The organism is Pseudomonas baltica, assembly GCF_031880315.1.
Classification (GTDB): domain Bacteria; phylum Pseudomonadota; class Gammaproteobacteria; order Pseudomonadales; family Pseudomonadaceae; genus Aquipseudomonas.
This window is the reverse complement of sequence record NZ_CP134771.1, coordinates 3,740,953-3,757,141: the sequence shown is the minus strand read 5'-3', so window position 1 is coordinate 3,757,141 and position 16,189 is coordinate 3,740,953. Positions and strand designations below refer to the sequence as shown.

General features: G+C 62.6%; 16 protein-coding genes and 1 pseudogene. 6 read left to right on the top strand and 11 right to left on the bottom strand.

Annotated elements, in window-relative coordinates:
• Window positions 1-156 precede the first annotated feature (156 nt).
• From REH34_RS16780 to REH34_RS16770, 3 genes are all read left to right on the top strand, one after another.
• On the top strand, window positions 157-753 hold the full coding sequence (locus REH34_RS16780; protein WP_226504448.1) for a DedA family protein: 597 nt from the start codon (window positions 157-159) through the stop codon (window positions 751-753).
• Window positions 754-864: 111 nt separating this feature from the next.
• A complete protein-coding gene (locus REH34_RS16775) occupies window positions 865-1,548 on the top strand; it encodes an isochorismatase family protein (protein WP_311968512.1) in 684 nt (227 codons plus the stop codon).
• 7 nt (window positions 1,549-1,555) lie between these two features.
• Window positions 1,556-2,443 carry a LysR family transcriptional regulator gene (locus REH34_RS16770; protein WP_311968511.1) on the top strand — a complete coding sequence of 296 codons (888 nt, stop codon included), beginning with the start codon at window positions 1,556-1,558 and terminating at the stop codon, window positions 2,441-2,443.
• On the opposite strand, the gene REH34_RS16765 is transcribed toward REH34_RS16770, so the two are convergent.
• A complete protein-coding gene (locus REH34_RS16765; RefSeq protein WP_226504039.1) occupies window positions 2,440-3,072 on the bottom strand; it encodes a LysE family transporter in 633 nt (210 codons plus the stop codon). The two genes, REH34_RS16770 and REH34_RS16765, sit on opposite strands and share 4 nt — an antisense overlap.
• Before the next feature lie 89 nt (window positions 3,073-3,161).
• Window positions 3,162-5,072, bottom strand: a complete 1,911-nt coding sequence (locus REH34_RS16760) for an ATP-binding cassette domain-containing protein (RefSeq protein ID WP_311968510.1) — start codon at window positions 5,070-5,072, stop codon at window positions 3,162-3,164.
• Between the two features lie 50 nt (window positions 5,073-5,122).
• On the opposite strand from REH34_RS16760, the gene REH34_RS16755 reads away from it, so the two are divergent.
• A complete protein-coding gene (locus REH34_RS16755) occupies window positions 5,123-5,599 on the top strand; it encodes a TIGR02444 family protein (protein WP_311968509.1) in 477 nt (158 codons plus the stop codon).
• On the opposite strand, the gene REH34_RS16750 is transcribed toward REH34_RS16755, so the two are convergent.
• Window positions 5,596-6,855, bottom strand: a complete 1,260-nt coding sequence (locus REH34_RS16750) for an AlgP family protein (protein ID WP_311968508.1) — start codon at window positions 6,853-6,855, stop codon at window positions 5,596-5,598. The genes REH34_RS16755 and REH34_RS16750 overlap by 4 nt on opposite strands.
• 195 nt (window positions 6,856-7,050) lie before the next feature.
• Here REH34_RS16750 and REH34_RS16745 point away from each other — a divergent pair, with 195 nt between their 5' ends.
• Complete coding sequence (locus tag REH34_RS16745; RefSeq protein ID WP_226504035.1) at window positions 7,051-7,716, top strand: FKBP-type peptidyl-prolyl cis-trans isomerase; 666 nt, start codon at window positions 7,051-7,053, stop codon at window positions 7,714-7,716.
• A 51-nt stretch (window positions 7,717-7,767) separates the two neighbouring features.
• Here the strand turns inward: REH34_RS16745 and rsd are convergent, their stop codons facing one another.
• The 8 genes and pseudogenes from rsd to REH34_RS16705 all read right to left on the bottom strand — a co-directional run.
• Window positions 7,768-8,241: a sigma D regulator gene (gene rsd, locus REH34_RS16740; RefSeq protein ID WP_226504034.1), complete on the bottom strand. Its 474-nt coding sequence runs from the start codon at window positions 8,239-8,241 to the stop codon at window positions 7,768-7,770.
• Between the two features lie 205 nt (window positions 8,242-8,446).
• Window positions 8,447-8,935, bottom strand: a complete 489-nt coding sequence (locus REH34_RS16735) for a disulfide bond formation protein B (RefSeq protein WP_226504033.1) — start codon at window positions 8,933-8,935, stop codon at window positions 8,447-8,449.
• Between the two features lie 264 nt (window positions 8,936-9,199).
• Window positions 9,200-10,441, bottom strand: coding sequence for a heme biosynthesis HemY N-terminal domain-containing protein (locus tag REH34_RS16730; RefSeq protein ID WP_311968507.1), 1,242 nt, complete (start codon window positions 10,439-10,441; stop codon window positions 9,200-9,202).
• Window positions 10,438-11,547, bottom strand: coding sequence for a uroporphyrinogen-III C-methyltransferase (locus tag REH34_RS16725; protein WP_311968506.1), 1,110 nt, complete (start codon window positions 11,545-11,547; stop codon window positions 10,438-10,440). Before REH34_RS16725 ends, REH34_RS16730 begins: the two co-directional genes overlap by 4 nt.
• A gap of 16 nt (window positions 11,548-11,563) precedes the next feature.
• On the bottom strand, window positions 11,564-12,349 hold the full coding sequence (locus tag REH34_RS16720; RefSeq protein WP_311968505.1) for a uroporphyrinogen-III synthase: 786 nt from the start codon (window positions 12,347-12,349) through the stop codon (window positions 11,564-11,566).
• Entirely contained in the window at window positions 12,346-13,287 is a 942-nt protein-coding gene (gene hemC / locus REH34_RS16715; protein WP_311968504.1) for a hydroxymethylbilane synthase, read from the bottom strand. Before hemC ends, REH34_RS16720 begins: the two co-directional genes overlap by 4 nt.
• A gap of 171 nt (window positions 13,288-13,458) precedes the next feature.
• Window positions 13,459-14,208 (bottom strand): LytTR family DNA-binding domain-containing protein, encoded by a 750-nt coding sequence (locus REH34_RS16710; RefSeq protein WP_226504028.1) that lies wholly within the window; start codon window positions 14,206-14,208, stop codon window positions 13,459-13,461.
• Window positions 14,205-14,623, bottom strand: a pseudogene (locus tag REH34_RS16705) (sensor histidine kinase); the annotation flags it as partial. The pseudogene REH34_RS16705 and the gene REH34_RS16710, both read right to left, overlap by 4 nt.
• 157 nt (window positions 14,624-14,780) lie before the next feature.
• Between REH34_RS16705 and argH the strand changes: the two are divergent.
• On the top strand, window positions 14,781-16,175 hold the full coding sequence (gene argH / locus REH34_RS16700) for an argininosuccinate lyase (protein WP_311968503.1): 1,395 nt from the start codon (window positions 14,781-14,783) through the stop codon (window positions 16,173-16,175).
• Window positions 16,176-16,189: the final 14 nt, after the last annotated feature.

The following is a 16,189-nucleotide window of genomic DNA, read 5'->3' as shown; positions in this document are numbered from 1 at the left end:
CGTCAATATGACGGTCTGGTTACAGCCCCAAGTCACCCCTGTTTGTAGGACGTTTGCCATAGGGGTTGTAGAACTTGTTAACGCCAAGACACATTTCGACACTTTCACGAATCGTCCTGAAGGGTTAGGCTGCGCGTTCATTTCGCCAGCATCCAGATAATGCTCCAACATTTCCTGCAAGAGTTCGGCTACCTCGCACTGTTCCTGGGGACCTTCTTCGAAGGCGAAACCGTATTGGTGCTCGCCGGGTTTCTGGCCTTCCGTGGATACATGGACATCAAGATGGTCATGCTGGTTGCCTTTCTTGGCAGCTATGCGGGTGATCAGCTGTGGTATTTCCTCGGCAGGCGTCATGGCCGCAAGTTGCTGGCGCGCAAGCCACGCTGGCAGACCATGGGCGACCGCGCACTGGACCACATCCGCCGCCACCCCGACCTGTGGGTGTTGGGGTTCCGCTTCGTCTATGGGCTGCGAACCGTGATGCCGGTCGCTATCGGCCTGTCCGGCTATCCGCCGCGGCGCTATCTGCTGCTCAACGGCCTGGGGGCTCTGATCTGGTCGGCCGCCCTCGGTCTGGCTGCCTATCACTTCGGCGCGCTGCTCGAAGGCATATTGGGCAACGTCAAGAAATACGAGTTGTGGGTCCTCGGTGGCCTGATTCTGCTGGGTGTGCTGCTGTGGGTAAGCCGCCGGTTCAAGGCCGCGCGGGTGGCACGCAAAGAACTAGAAGCAAAAACGCAGAAAGCGGAGTAGCCCACTACTTGTGCACTTCATGCACAAATCCTGTAACGCTTGCGCTGTGTTCCAGCACGCCACCGCCCCCTAGGATTCAAGCCTCTTCCCATCCATAAGAGGCTTGCCACCATGTTCCGATTCACCCGCCGACTCCTCAGTGCCTGTGTCCTGTCCGCCGTGGCCGCCAGCAGCGCGCTGGCCAACGAACAGCCGACCATCCGCGCCATGTTTGGTGCTACCCCGCTCGAACATCTGGACCGCGGCAAGACCGCCCTGCTGGTCATCGACTTCCAGAACGAGTACTTCACCGGGCGCATGCCCATCCCTGATGGCGATGCTGCCTTGGCCAATACCCGCCAACTGATCGAGTACGCCGATCGCAGTGAAATCCCGGTCTACCACATCCAGCACGTCGCTCCAGCCGGCGCACCGGTGTTCGCCATCGACGGCGAATCGGTCAAGTTCCATCCGCAGATGCAACCGCGCAGCCATGACCAAGTCCTGCAGAAAAATACAGTGAGCGTGTTCGCCAGCACCGATCTGGACAAGCGCCTCAAAGCCGCCAACATCGACACCGTGATCGTCGCCGGCCTGATGACCCATGCGTGCGTCGCCGCCGCCGCGCGCGATGCCGAGCCGCTGGGCTACAAGGTGGTAGTAGCGTCCGACGCCTCCGCCACCCGCGCCATCACCCGCTTCAACGGCGAGGCTATCGACAAGGACAGCCTGCATCGCGCAGCCTTGGCGAGCGTGGAAGACACCTTTGGCGATATCTTGACCACTTCCCAGATCCTCAACCTGCCGATACGCTGAGCCCACCATGAACCAACTGCACGCCATGCGCGTATTCTGCAGCCTCGTCGAAGCACAGGGCTTCTCCGCGGCCGCCGAACGCCTGGATACCACCCACTCTTCCGTCTCAAGGCATCTGCAACAGCTGGAGGCCGAACTGGGTGTGCGGTTGGTCAATCGTACGACTCGGCAGCTGAGCCTGACTGCAGCAGGCCAGGATTATTACGCGGCTTGCGTCGATATCCTCGAGCGAGTCGATGCCGCTGCCGCCCTGTGCAACGACCATCAGCAGCCCAGCGGGCGGCTCAAAGTCAGCCTGCCGCTGGTGGTCGGCACTCTGGAGCTGGGGCAATGGCTGCCGGCCTTCGAGCAACGTTATCCACAGATCCAGCTGGAACTGTCGTGCGCCGATCGCTTTGTCGATCTAGTGGCCGAGGGCTTCGATGTGGCTTTGCGCATCAGCGGTCCATTGGCAGACACCTCGCTGGTGTCACGCTTGCTGGACGTCTCGCCAATGGTATTGGTGGCGTCGCCGCACTATCTGCAGAGCCATGGCACACCACTCGACAGTGCTGCGCTGCCGGCACACCGCCTGCTCGGTCATTCAGGTGGCAGCGACTGGCAACTGCACAGCGATAACGCCATGCCCCAACCGACTCGCCCCGGCAATGGCCTGCGCGCCGACACCATTACCTCGCTATACGCAGCCGCACTCGCCGGCGCAGGCATTGCCGCCTTCACCTTTGCCACGGTCAAGGCCGATCTGCGCGAGGGACGGTTGATCCGGGTATTGCCCCAGTACACCTTGGGCGATCGCCACTATCACGTGCTTTACCCTCATGCCCGACACCTGCCGGGCAAGGTCCGCGCGTTCGTCGACTTCATGGTCGAGCATTACAGCCAGATGCAGCCCTAGACGGGCACTCGGCGCAGAGTGGCGAGAAAGGTCGCTGCGGCGATGAACAGCCCTGCAAAGGTGCGGTTCATGCGTTGCTGCTGGCGAGGCGTGCGCAGCAAACGCAGGACCTTGGACGCCAACCCGGTGTAACCCGCCATCACCACCGAATCCACCGCCACCATGGTCACGCCAATGGTCAGGTACTGCGCCAATAACGGCGCCTGGGGATCGATGAACTGCGGCAGGATCGCCAGCATGAACACCAGCGCCTTGGGATTGCTGATGTTGACCAGAAACCCGCGACCAACCAGCGTCAGCGGCCTGCCCGCCGCCTTCACCGACGCATCGGCGCTCAGGTCATGGGGCAACGCCCGCCATTGCTTGACGGCCAGGTAAAGGAGATAGAGCACGCCGAACCATTTGATCAAGGTAAAGGCGGTGGCCGAGGCGGCCAGCACAGCGCCGACGCCCGCGGCGATGATTGCGATCTGGGCAATGAGGCCCAGCTGCAAGCCCAAGGTGTTCCAGTAGCCGCGCCAGAAACCGTGCTGCAGCCCGCTCGACATCGAGGCGATCGCCCCAGCGCCAGGCGACAGGCTGATGACCCAGCATGCCGCGAAGAATGCCAGCCAGACGTGTAGTGTAATGATGCGCCTCAGGTATGGGGTGGGCTATTTCGGGGGCGAGCCCCTTGCTACAAGGGGACGTTAATCGAGCCTCGCGCTGGTGTCGACTGTCAGGACAGTGCTTCCAGCTGCGCCTGCATGCTTTCCAGCAATTCCAGGGCTTCCATCCAGGCTTCTTCCAATTCGCCCTCACGCACCTTGAACTTGGCCTGTCGCGCCAGCAGGTCCCGCAGTTCGTCTTTCTGCCCGGGCTCATAGACGTCGGAGTCGCCCAAGCGCGCATCGATCTTGGCCAACTGCTCGTGCACGGTACCGAGCTCTTGCTCCAGCTTGTCGGCCTGACGCTTGTGCGGGGCTAATTGCTGGCGCAACGCGGCGGCAGCCTGGCGCTGAGCCTTCCTGTCGGTCTTGTCGGCATTGACCGGCGCACTGCTGGCTGGCGCGTTGCGTTGGCGGTAGTCCACCAGCCAGCGCGCGTAATCGTCGAGATCGCCGTCGAAGGGCTCGACCTTGCCATCGGCCACCAACAGGAAATCGTCGGTGGTGCTCTTGAGCAAATGCCGATCGTGAGAAACCACCAGCACCGCGCCGCTGAATTCCTGCAGCGCCATGGTCAACGCCAGGCGCATCTCCAGATCCAGGTGGTTGGTCGGTTCGTCGAGCAGCAGCAGGTTGGGCCGCTCCCAGGCGATCAGCGCCAAGGCCAGACGAGCCTTTTCGCCACCGGAGAAATTCAGCACCGGCTCATCGGTGCGCGGGCCGCGGAAGTCGAAACCGCCGAGGAAATCGCGCAGCGTCTGCTCGCGCTCGCTGGGAGCCAGGCGCTGCAGGTGCAGCAAGGGGCTTGCCTTGCTGTCCAGCGAGTCCAGTTGATGCTGGGCGAAGTAACCCACCGTCAGGTTCTCGCCGCGCACCAGGCGACCGCTTAGGGGCTCGAGTTCGCCGGCGAGGTTCTTGATCAGGGTCGACTTGCCGGCGCCATTTGGCCCCAGCAGCCCTATGCGGGCACCGGGAGTGAGCTGCAACTTGACCTTCTCGAGGATGGTCTTGTCGCCATAACCCAGGCGGCCTTCGGACAGATCCAGCAGCGGGCTGGAGATTTTCTGCGATTCACGAAACACAAAATCGAACGGCGAATCGACATGCGCAGCCGACAGTTCTTCCATCCGTTCCAGTGCCTTGATGCGGCTCTGGGCCTGCCGCGCCTTGGTGGCCTGGGCCTTGAAGCGGGCGATGTATTTTTCCATGTGCGCGCGCTGCGCCTGCTGCTTGTCGTAGGCCTGTTGTTGCTGGGCCAGACGCTCGGCACGGGCGCGTTCAAAAGCCGAATAGCCGCCACGGTAGACGGTCATCTTGCACTGTTCGATATGGGCGATGTGATCGACCACGGCATCGAGGAAATCCCGGTCGTGGGAAATCAGCAGCAAGGTGCCCGGATAATTCTTCAGCCAGTCTTCGAGCCACAGAATCGCATCGAGATCCAGGTGGTTGGTGGGTTCGTCGAGCAGCAGCAGGTCGGACGGGCACATCAGCGCCTGGGCCAGGTTCAGGCGCATGCGCCAGCCACCGGAGAAGTCGCCGACGCGTCGGTCCATCTGCTCGTTGGTAAAGCCAAGGCCGGCCAGCAGCTTGCGTGCGCGGGCATCGGCCGTGTAGCCGTCGGCGCTGTCGAGCTCGGCATGCAGACGCGCCAGGGCGCTGCCGTCCTGGGCGCTTTCGGCCGCCAGCAGGTCGCGCTGTACCTGACGCAGGTACAGGTCGCCGTCGAGTACGTAGTCGACGGCGATGCGGTCCAGGGTTTCGATTTCCTGGCGCATGTGTGCGATCCGCCAGTCCGCCGGCAGGTCGCAGCTACCGCCATCGGGCGTCAACTCGCCGCGCAACAGGGCGAACAAGGTGGATTTGCCGGCGCCGTTGGCACCGATCAGGCCGGCTTTATGGCCGGCGTGCAGGGTCAGCTCGGCGTCTTCTAGCAGACGTTGCGGGCCACGCTGTAAAGTGAGGTTCTGAATTCGGATCATAATGGCGGCGGAGTCTACCAGCTTCGTCGGCAACTGGCGCGGGCACTGCTATGCAAGCTGATCTATGGACCTTTGCGGTCTCGCTTTATCAATGCCCCGGCGTGACCGAGGACTGCCTGGCCTTGCAGGACGATCTGGGCGCCAACGTGTGCCTGCTGCTCTGTGGGGCCTGGCTTGAACGGCGCTCGGTGGCCTGCACCCCTGAGCGCTTGGCGATGCTGGAAACCCTGGCGCAGGAATGGTCCGCTGCCGTTGTCGAGCCGTTACGGGGCTTGCGTCGGCGGTGGCGCGAAGTCGCAAGGCACGATAGCCAGCTGGCGCAGTTGCGCGAGACGGTGAAGGGGCTGGAATTGCAAGCGGAGAAGGTATTGCTTGAGCGGCTGGCACGACGCTGCGAAGACTGGCCTGCAACCGCTCAACCGAAGTTATGGCTGGAAGCCATGCTGCCGGAACCGAAAAGCCCGGCGGCGAAGATGGACGACCGCGGCGCGCTGGGTCGACTGCGCGCCGCAGTGCCCGACGCTTAGGAAGCGCTCGAAGGTGTGGCGGTGCTGGTTGCCGGTGCGGCGACGGATGTCGATGCAGTGGACGGTGCCGGGCTGGCAGGGCTGGCAGGTGCCGATTCCGGCTTGCTGACTGCAGCGGGTGCCGACGTACCGGTTTTGGCAGCTGGCTTCGCAGCGGCTGGTTTTTTCACTGCTGGCGTACGTGCTGGTTTGGCAGCGGTGGCAGGCTTGGCAGCGGTGGCAGGCTTGGCGGCAGTGGCTGGTTTTGCAGCAGCAGTCGACTTGGCGGCGGTAGCTGGTTTTGCAGCAGCGGTCGACTTGGCGGCGGCAGCTGGTTTCGCAGCAGCGGTCGACTTGGCGGCGGCAGCGGGTTTCGCAGCAGCGGTCGACTTGGCGGCGGCAGCTGGTTTCGCAGCAGCGGTCGATTTGGCGGCGGCAGCTGGTTTCGCAGCAGCGGTCGACTTGGCAGCGGCAGCTGGTTTCGCAGCAGCGGTCGATTTAGCGGCGGCAGCTGGTTTTGCAGCAGTCGATTTGGCAGCAGCGGCCGGTTTGGCTGCAGTTGCAGGCTTGGCTTTAGCGGCCGGCTTGGCTGCACTGGCAGCTTTGGCAGCGGTCGGTTTGGCAGCAGGCTTGGCGGTCGAAGTGCCAGCTTTGACGGCAGGCTTGGCAGCGACCTTGCTCGCAGCAGCCCGGGTGACAGGTTTGGCAGCAGCGGGTTTGGCAGCCGATTTCGCAGCAGCAGTCTTGGCAGGGGCCTTGACCGCAGCCTTGGCAGCCGCAGGTTTTGCAGCAGGCTTGGCTGCAGCCGATTTGGCCGCCGCTTTAGCCGCAGGCTTGGCAGCCTTGCTTGCCTTGGTAGTCGCCGGCTTGGAAGCAGGACGGCTGGCTAACGCTTTGCTGGCAGCCTCCTTGACCTTGCCCACGCCTTGAGCGAGCTTCAGGCTATCCTGAGCGTCGCGCTTGAGCTGAACGATGTAGTGACGGGTCTCTGCCTGACGAGCCTGCAGTGCGTCCAGCAGTTTCTCGAGCTCGGCAGCAGCGCCCTTGGCCTTGGTCTGCGCCTTGGCTTTACCGGCAGTGGCAGCGTCTTGCAGTTTGGTGCGCGATTTGTGGAGTTTTTCTTGAGCCTTTCCTCGTTGTTTTTCCAACTTGGCAAGCAACTTCTCGGCATCAGCCAATGCCTGGGAGCAGGCACTTTCCAAATGCTCGAGCAAGCTGCTCGAAAGCTGTTGGAGCAAATGCAACGGAGTATTTACAGGCTTCTTACTGGCCGACATGGTTTACCTCCTGGCTGACGTGAATGCGGCCCATACTAGCCCTCTCAAGCCACAGCCGCTAGGGCATATTGACAGCACATCCGGCGCTACGTTGCATAAGCAAGAGGCGCTGCTTGCGCCAATGTTTCAAAGAGCATCTGCGCAGGGACATCGGGCACTGGCATAATCACGATTATTCGAACGTGGAGAGTGCCCATGCAACACCGGATTTGGTTACCGCTTTGCCTGCTCACCACCATGGCCCACGCCGCCGAGCCAGTGCCGACCACCAGCCCCCACGATCTTGGTTACAGCCTCGGCGCCAGCCTCGGCTCGCGCTTGCATGACGAGGTACCTGGACTGCAACTCGACGCCCTGATCGAGGGGTTGCGCCAAGCCTACAAGGGTGAGCCACTGGCGTTGAGCGAGGAACGCATCGAGCAGATTCTCACCGAGCACGACGCTCAGGTCGCGGCCAGCAGCGCGCAACCGCAAAGTGAAAAAGCCCTGAGCGCCGAGCATGATTTTCTGACTGCCGAAAAAGCCAAGCCAGGCGTGCGAGCCCTGCCCAATGGCATCCTGATCACCGAACTGAAAGCAGGGAATGGCAACGCCGCCAAAGCCAGCGGGCGCGTGCAGGTCACCTATAAAGGGATGCTGCCGGATGGCAGCGTGTTCGACGAGAACTCGCAACCGCAATGGTTCCGACTCGACAGTGTGATCGAAGGGTGGCGCGATGGGATGGAGGGGATGCCGGTAGGGGCCAAGTGGCGGCTGGTGATACCGTCGGCGCTGGCCTATGGCGCGCAGGGTGCGGGCGATGTGATCGCGCCTTACACCCCACTGACTTTCGAGATAGAACTGCTGGGCGTCGCCGACTGATAGGTGAAACACCCCTGGCGGGAAGGGATTGACTCCCGGCCTGCCGACCGCTTACTGCGGCACTGCAACGGCTTCCTTGTGCGAGGTGTGCAGCACCTCGATCAACAAGTCTTCAAGCTCGAAACGCTCGTGCAGCAAACCACCCAATGCCTTGAGCTCGGCAGCTACTTCATCGGCATGGGACCAGTCGCCATTATCGCAGTGATCGTTGAAGGCCATGGCCTTCTCGGTGATCGCGTTGATACGCGGGTAATACTGATCCGCCAACTCCAGTCCACGCTCGTCACCGAAGGCCTTGGCTTCGCTATTGAGCTGTTCGTAAACCTCGAAATGCCCGGCGGAGCAGTAATCGACGAGTGCCTCGCAGAACGTCAGCAGTACCTGATGATCCGCGCCGAGGGTATCGGACTTGGCTTCCAGTTCGCGATACGCCTTGACCAGTTCTTCACGCTCGTTCAACCAACGGTCGATAAGCAAATGAACCCCGCCCCAGCGTTCCTGAGCATTCTTGCAACTTTCCAACATGATGATTTTCCCTTGGGAGGTGCTGCCCGTTCGATGCGACCTTGGGCCGAAAGCCCGACGCAAGAAGCAGCACTCGACAGCCTGATTTCTTGGGCGCGTGCAGGGAGATTATGCCCGCACGGCAGTGGCTTCAAGGTACGCATGCGACTAAGTTCATACAAGTGTTTTATCCACTGCCCTGGCGCCGACACCGCCATCTGACGCATCAGCGGTGCAATAGCTGGATGACCGCGAACGCTCCCAGCCCGCTAAAACCCAGCAGACTCCACTCGGGAAGGCTCAAGCCCAGCAGAGTCCAGGTGACGGAGCCACAATCGGGCGTGCCCAGTGCCAGCACCTTCAGGGTTTGCAGGAGCGGCGCGTGTTGCAGCATCTGCCACAAACCGGGGTGGCAGGTCAGTGCCGATATATCGGCGTGGTCCTGCAACCACAACTGCCGCGTCGCGGCAAAGCCACCGAGTACAGCGCTGAGCAGGGCGATGGCGGAATAGACACGGATGCCCCGGGTGCGCGGAAAATGTACCGCAGCCGCCAGGCAGGACACACCGAATACCACCACGAAAAATCGCTGTGCGATGCACAGCGAACAGGGTTGCAGGCCAACTTCGTATTCAAGATACAGCGCGGCGCCCATGATCGACATCGAGGCGAAAAACGCCAACAGGAACATGGAACGCGAACGAGCCAGAATCATGGCAAACCCGATATCGGAAAAGACAAGTTGCCACGGTAGAGTAAAGGTCGTCCGGCTTTCAAGACGACGCAGTTAAGACAATTCTGAAAACGCTTCAAAGTTCAGCGAATGTGCAACAACGCATGGCTGCAAGATTTGCTTTGTCGCTCAGGCCCTCTTCGCGGGCAACCTTTGCTCATACCGGTGTACGACTCAGGCGCTGTGGATATTGCGAGAGCAAGGCTTGCCCGCGAAAGGGCCCGAAAGCCCTCCCATAGATCCGGCTCAGCCCCTCGCCAACTCGGGGAGTGGCGCGGCCAGCAAACGCTCATCCAGCAATCCAAGCCCCTCCTGGAACAGCTGATTGCTGCCTTGGGTATCACCCAATTGTGCCAACAGCCGGGCAAGCTCGGCGCAGGCTTCGGGGTTGCGTTGCAGGCGCAGGCTGGCTTCCAGATAATCCCGAGCCTTGCCCCACAGGCGGTTTTGCAGGCAGAGTCGGCCCAGTGTCAGCAACAGACTGGAATCATCTGGATGCTGCTTGAGCCATGCTTCAGCGCTCTGCAATTGCTTGCTTGAATCGGCACCGCGCACCAGCCCGTAGAGGCGTGCCAGATGGCTGTCGTACTGCCGCTTGAGGGCCTGACGCAGGACCTCCTCCGCCTCGACCTGCGCACCGAGCTGACGCAACTGCTCGGCATAGGCCAGAACTAGCGCCGGCTCCTGACGCTGGCCCGAACTCAACTCCTGCCAAGCGCTGTGCAAAGCCGCCAGCCCCTCTTCTCTGGCACCCGGTTGCACGGCTGCCAAGGATAGATTCTCGCCCCAGGCGCGACGCTCCAGCTCGGCCAGTTCGGCCACGGGCAAAGCCTTGTCCTTGCGCAACTCGGGCAGCAAGCGAATCAACGCCGGCCACTCGCCGCGCTGCTGATGCAGGCGCTGCAATTGACGCAGCACTTGCACATTGCGTGGATGGCGCTCGTGCATGGCCTGCAGGGTCTGCAAGGCACCGTCACTGTCGCCACGGTCGATCTGCAGCTGAGCATGGCTCAGGGCGATAGCCAGCTCGGCCTGCGGTTGACGCAACAGGGCGCGTTCAAGCAATGCATCGCTCTCGGCATGACGGGCCTGTTCATTGGCGGCTCGCGCGGCGCCTAGGTAATACAGCAATGGCTGCGGCTCAGCCTCGGCGGCCCGTTGCAGATGCTTTTCGGCGCTGCTCCAGCGACCCTCGGCAAGGTCCAGCTGGCCTTGTTCGATAGCGCTTTGCACGCGCCGCGAACGATTGCGCCGCGACCAGGGATTGACCAGCCCGGTCGAAGTGGCCAGCGCGCGCAGCAGCAGGCCGAGCACGAACAGCACCAGACACAGCGCCAATAGCGCCGCCAAGGTCGACCAGATACCCGATTCGTAGCGGAACACATGGGGGTAGTCGATCAAGATGTAACCCGGGCTCTGGGAGATACCCAGGCCCAGCACCATCGCCAGGGCGATGGCCACCACCAGGATCACATACAGTCGCTTCATGGCGTAGCCCCCGGCTCAGCTGGCGCCTTGGCGCCTTCCACAGGGGTGTGCCGCTGCGCCATATAGGCCTGCAGAGCAGCCAGGCTGGTACTCAGGTCAGGAACATCAATGGTCACCGGCTGCGCCTTGAGCTCATCGACCCGCGCCAGCAACGAGCGGGCTTGGGTGTTGTCCTGATTGAAGCTGCTAGCGACCAGGCTGCGCGCCTGATCCAGAGCCTGGGTATAAACGGGGCCCTGGCCGTTGAGCGCGGCCCATTGCGCCTGCTCCAGCGCCAGGCTCAAAGCCAGGCGCACTTGTTGCAGGCTCTGCCCGGCCAGCAGCGGACGGATGTTGTCATCCGGCTTGAAATCAATCCGGAAGAATCCGGAAATCGTCCGCCACCATTGGCGCCAGTGGGCGAAACCAGCGCTCTCGTCATCCAGCGCCGGGGCCTGGGCTGCAGCCTGGAATTCAGGCGCGAGCACTGACAGCTGCGCGCTCTGTTCACGCAGCGCTGCCAGTTGCAGGAACAACCCGGTGCGGTCCGGCTGCTGCACGCTGGTCAGCGCGGCCATGCTCTTGGCCAACTGCTCACGGGCCGCGAAAGCGGCAGGGTCGTCCTGCTCACGAAGAATTTCATCGGCACCCAGCACCAGTGCGCGAGCGCTGTTGAGGTCCTGCAGGGCCGACAGACGCAGGCTGGCCAGGCGCACCAGGTGCTCGGCCTCGGCCAGGCGCCAATCTTTGCGACTGGCCCCGACCACGCTTTCAAGGCGCTGACTCAAGCGTTGCTGATCGCCCTGCAACTGCGCGACCAGCCGCCGACGCTCTTCCAGCTCGGCCGCCGGCGGCAGTTGGGACAAGCGCGTATCCAGCGCCTGCTCGCCCTGCTTGAGGACCTGCGATTGCGCGGTCAGGGTTTCGATCTGCGCGGATTGCGATTGATGGCCAGCCTCAAGCTGACGCACTTGCCAGACGCCCCAGCCACCCACCGCGACGCCTGCGGCGGCAACCAACAGCGCCAACATCGCAATCGCCGTACCGCTGCGTGCGGGTTTGTCCACAGGTGGAGTCAGTGGCGCCTCAGGCGCGGGTGCTTCTTTGGGCAAGACTGTTTCGCTCACGTATCCATCCTTTGTATTAGGCGTTCTTGTCAGTGGTAGCCGACCCCGGCGCCGGGCACTGTCGCAGCGCCTCGCGCAGGGCCAGGGCGCTAGCACCAGCACAGTTGATCACGTTGGCTGCGCCCGCGGCAGCAGCGATGGCTGCAACACGCGCGCTGGGCACGAACAACGGCAAGCCGAGCAATAGGGGCGCATCATCGGCGGCCAACTGCAGCAGGTTAGCAAAACCCTGCCCACTGCTGACCACCACGCCGTTCAAGCGTTCCACCTCGATACGCTGACGCAGGGTGTGGATGGCGTAGGTCGGCAGGTGGCGACGATAGAGTTGCAGATAGTCGACCGTCGCGCCACGCGCTCGCAGTTGCTCGGCGAGCCACTCGCGACCACCTTCGCCGCGCAAGATCAGCACGCGCGGCGCTGGCTGGTCAAGTTGCGACAGCAGCGCAGGGAGGCGCAGCAATGCCTCGCTGTCGTCACCCTCGGCAGGAAACTGTACCTCCAGGCCCTGCTCTTTGAGGACATGCGCGGTGCCAGCGCCGACAGCGAACCATAAAGGCCGCGCCCCAGGCACACGCTGATTCAGCAGCTCGAGACCAAGGCGCGCGGCCGGCTTGCTGACCACGATGACCAGCGCATAGCGATCAAGGTGGGCGATCGGCTCGCGCAACGCGGCGGTCACCGGCAGCGGCTCGATGTGCAACAGCGGCAAACTGCTACTGAAAACGCCATCCTGCTCGAGGGCCCGCGCCAGGGCGGCGGACTCCTGCGCGGGCCGGGTCAGCAGCAGACGCCAGGCCGTCACTCGGGACTTGCCTCGCCATAGACGTCGCGCAGAATCTCGGCCGCGCCCTGGGCCAGCAGCTGCTCGGCCACCTGGATGCCCAACGCTTCGGCATCGCTACGCGGCGCACGCGCATCGGCGCTCAAGGTCAGGGTGCCGCTGGGCTGGCCGACCAGGCCGCGCAGCCACAAGCTGTCGCCCTCAAGCACCGCGTAGCAGGCGATCGGCACCTGGCAGCCACCATTGAGGTGCTTGTTCATGGCGCGCTCTGCAATGACCCGCGCGGCGGTATCATCGTGATGCAACGGTGTCAGCAGAGCATGCAGATCGGTGTCGGCGCTGCGGCATTCGATGCCCACTGCGCCCTGCCCGCCCGCTGGCAAGCTGTGCTCGACGCTGAGGTTATGGGCGATTCGCGAGGCAAAGCCCAGGCGGATCAAGCCGGCGGCGGCAAGAATGATGGCGTCGTACTCACCGGCATCGAGCTTGGCCAGACGGGTATTGACGTTGCCACGCAAGAAGTGGATGACCAGATCGGGACGGCGGGCCAGTAGCTGCGCCTGGCGACGCAGGCTCGAAGTGCCGACGATAGCGCCCAGAGGCAGCGCCTCGAGACTGGCATAGGTGTTGGAAACGAAGGCATCGCGTGGATCTTCACGTTCGCAGATGCAAAAAAGTCCGAGGCCTTCGGGAAAGTCCATTGGCACGTCTTTCATCGAGTGCACGGCGATATCGGCTTCGTTGTCCAGCAGGGCGTTTTCGAGCTCCTTGACGAACAGGCCCTTGCCGCCAATTTTCGACAGCGGCGAGTCGAGCAGCTTGTCGCCGCGACTGACCATCGGCACCAGAGTCACCTCGATGCCGGGATGAGCCTCTTGCAGGCGTGCCTTGACGTATTCGGCCTGCCACAACGCGAGAGCGCTCTTGCGGGTGGCGATGCGGATGGGGCGAAGAGACATGAGTCGGTCCGTACAGGGTAAAGACCGCAATCATAGCATTTTCAGTGAGCTGGCTCGTGGACACATACGGCAGCTCCCGCCTCTTCGGGCAAGCCTCGCTCCTACATTGCCCGCACTCCCTGAGTCGTGCCTCTGCGGGAGCAAGGCTTGCCCACGAAGGCAATCTTCAACTCACAGGTGCTGCATCATCTTGCGCACACCCGCCACATGCCGGCGACTGACGATCAAGGCGTCACCATTGAGGCCCTTGAGATACAACTGGAAGTGCCCCAGAGGCGTGCGCTGCAAACGCTCGATACGCTCACGAGCCACCAAGGCATTGCGGTGAATACGCACGAAACGATCACCGAACTCGTCTTCCAGCGCCTTCAACGGCTCGTCGAGCAACACCTCACCGCCCTCATGGCGCAGGGTCACGTACTTGTGATCGGCGATGAAATAGATCACCTGATCCAATGGAATCAGCTCGATGCCCTTGCGGGTGCGAGCACTGATGTGGGTACGCGGTCCGTTACCGGTTTCTGCCGCCGGACGGGTCAGTGCGGCCAACTGCACTCGGTTGGGGCGCTCCGCCTTTTTCAAGGCCTCGAGCAGCAACTCGGAGCGCACTGGTTTGACCAGATAGCCCACGGCGCTGACTTGAAACGCATCCAGCGCGAACTCGTCGTCGGAGGTGCAGAACACTACCGCAGGCGGCGCATCGCGCTCGCACAGGCGGGCCGCCACCTGCAGACCGTCGAGGGTTCCGGGCATGCGGATATCGAGCAACACCACATCGGGCTTGAGTGAGTCGATCATGGTCAAGGCTTCATCGCCGTTTCCGGCGCCCGGCTCCATGACACTATAGCCCTCAAGGTCGCCGACCAATCGGCTCAAACGCTCGCGGGCAAGGGGTTCGTCGTCAACGATCAGGACATTCATAGAGCGCTGGATTCCTGCGTGAGTCTTGCACATGGGTAACGTAGACAAGTGTTATATCGACCGTCACGGTGATCCACGCTCAGACTCGCCCGGAGCCCAAAAAGTGCCGCAAGTCGCGCACCAATGTTCTCCAGCGCCTGATGCGTGCCGCCGCAAACGTGCCGCACGGAGGCTTCGTCATAGGGATTGCTGATGCTCAATATGAACTCTCCCCCTTGGTAATCGGCTTCGACGCTGACCAGTCCGCCTTCGAAGCGCGGGGCTACGCCGGAATCAGCGCATTTCCAACAACGGTTGTAAGGTTAGCTGCGGGATCGGCAGGTCATCGGGAATTGTGTCGCCCCCAGTCCTACTGTAGACGCTCGCCGAGACGATATTGCTCAATCGATAAATATCGTTTCGCCAATGCCGTCTCCCCTGCAGATATAAAGTAGCGCAACAACAGCCCCCCACAGGCTGATCGTGATCATCCCCTGATGCGCAAAGCGTTCAGATAAGCCGACGCCGAACTGCCTGGCAACCCTGTTATTATTGCGGGCAATTTCCCGTTCACGCCTTCAACGAGCGTTTTCATGAGCACAGACAAGACCAATCAGTCCTGGGGCGGCCGCTTCAGTGAACCCGTCGACGCCTTCGTCGCCCGCTTCACCGCCTCCGTCAACTTCGACCAGCGTCTGTATCACCACGACATCATGGGCTCCATCGCCCACGCCACGATGCTTGCCAGCGTTGGCGTACTGACCGACGCCGAGCGCGATACCATCATCGACGGCCTCAACACCATCGAGGCGGAAATCAAGGCCGGCAGCTTCGAATGGCGCGTCGACCTCGAAGACGTGCACATGAACATCGAAGCGCGCCTGACCGACCGCATCGGCATCACTGGCAAGAAACTTCACACCGGGCGCAGCCGCAACGACCAGGTCGCCACCGACATCCGCCTGTGGCTGCGCGACGAAATCGACCTGATCCTCAGCGAAATCACCCGCCTGCAGCAGGGCCTGCTGGAGCAGGCCGAACGTGAGGCCGCGACCATCATGCCGGGCTTCACTCACCTGCAGACCGCGCAGCCGGTAACGTTCGGGCACCACCTGCTGGCGTGGTTCGAGATGCTCAGCCGCGACTATGAGCGCCTGGTCGACTGCCGCAAGCGCGCCAACCGCATGCCTCTGGGCAGCGCCGCGCTGGCCGGTACCACCTACCCGATCGACCGCGAGCTGACCTGCAAGCTGCTGGGCTTCGAGGCCGTCAGCGGCAACTCGCTGGACGGCGTCTCGGATCGCGACTTCGCCATCGAATTCTGCGCCGCCGCCAGCCTGGCGATGATGCACCTGTCGCGCTTTTCCGAGGAGTTGGTGCTATGGACCAGCGCCCAGTTCCAGTTCATCGACCTGCCGGACCGCTTCTGCACCGGCAGCTCGATCATGCCGCAAAAGAAAAACCCTGACGTCCCCGAGCTGGTCCGCGGCAAGAGCGGCCGCGTGTTCGGCGCGTTGATGGGCCTGCTGACTCTGATGAAAGGCCAGCCCCTGGCCTACAACAAGGACAACCAGGAAGATAAGGAACCACTGTTCGACGCCGCCGACACCCTGCGCGACTCGCTGCGCGCGTTTGCCGACATGATCCCGGCCATCAAGCCCAAGCACGCGATCATGCGTGAAGCGGCGCTGCGTGGCTTCTCCACCGCCACGGACCTCGCCGACTACCTGGTGCGCCGTGGCCTGCCGTTCCGCGATTGCCACGAAATCGTTGGCCACGCCGTGAAATATGGCGTCGAGAGCGGCAAGGACCTGGCGGAAATGAGCCTCGAAGAACTGCGCCGCTTCAGCGACCAGATCGAGCAGGACGTATTCGCCGTGCTGACGCTCGAAGGCTCGGTCAACGCCCGCGACCACATCGGCGGCACCGCCCCGGCGCAGGTCAAGGCGGCCGTCGTGCGTGGCCAGGCGTTGCTCGCCTCCCGTTGATACCCTTGCGGCGA

Coding starts and splice junctions, on each gene's coding strand:
- REH34_RS16775 (WP_311968512.1), top strand. CDS start 865: ATGTTCCGATTCACCCGCCGACTCCTCAGTGCCTGTGTCCTGTCCGCC.
- REH34_RS16770 (WP_311968511.1), top strand. CDS start 1,556: ATGAACCAACTGCACGCCATGCGCGTATTCTGCAGCCTCGTCGAAGCA.
- REH34_RS16760 (WP_311968510.1), bottom strand. CDS start 5,072: ATGATCCGAATTCAGAACCTCACTTTACAGCGTGGCCCGCAACGTCTG.
- REH34_RS16755 (WP_311968509.1), top strand. CDS start 5,123: ATGCAAGCTGATCTATGGACCTTTGCGGTCTCGCTTTATCAATGCCCC.
- REH34_RS16750 (WP_311968508.1), bottom strand. CDS start 6,855: ATGTCGGCCAGTAAGAAGCCTGTAAATACTCCGTTGCATTTGCTCCAA.
- REH34_RS16745 (WP_226504035.1), top strand. CDS start 7,051: ATGCAACACCGGATTTGGTTACCGCTTTGCCTGCTCACCACCATGGCC.
- rsd (WP_226504034.1), bottom strand. CDS start 8,241: ATGTTGGAAAGTTGCAAGAATGCTCAGGAACGCTGGGGCGGGGTTCAT.
- REH34_RS16735 (WP_226504033.1), bottom strand. CDS start 8,935: ATGATTCTGGCTCGTTCGCGTTCCATGTTCCTGTTGGCGTTTTTCGCC.
- REH34_RS16730 (WP_311968507.1), bottom strand. CDS start 10,441: ATGAAGCGACTGTATGTGATCCTGGTGGTGGCCATCGCCCTGGCGATG.
- hemC (WP_311968504.1), bottom strand. CDS start 13,287: ATGTCTCTTCGCCCCATCCGCATCGCCACCCGCAAGAGCGCTCTCGCG.
- REH34_RS16710 (WP_226504028.1), bottom strand. CDS start 14,208: ATGAATGTCCTGATCGTTGACGACGAACCCCTTGCCCGCGAGCGTTTG.
- argH (WP_311968503.1), top strand. CDS start 14,781: ATGAGCACAGACAAGACCAATCAGTCCTGGGGCGGCCGCTTCAGTGAA.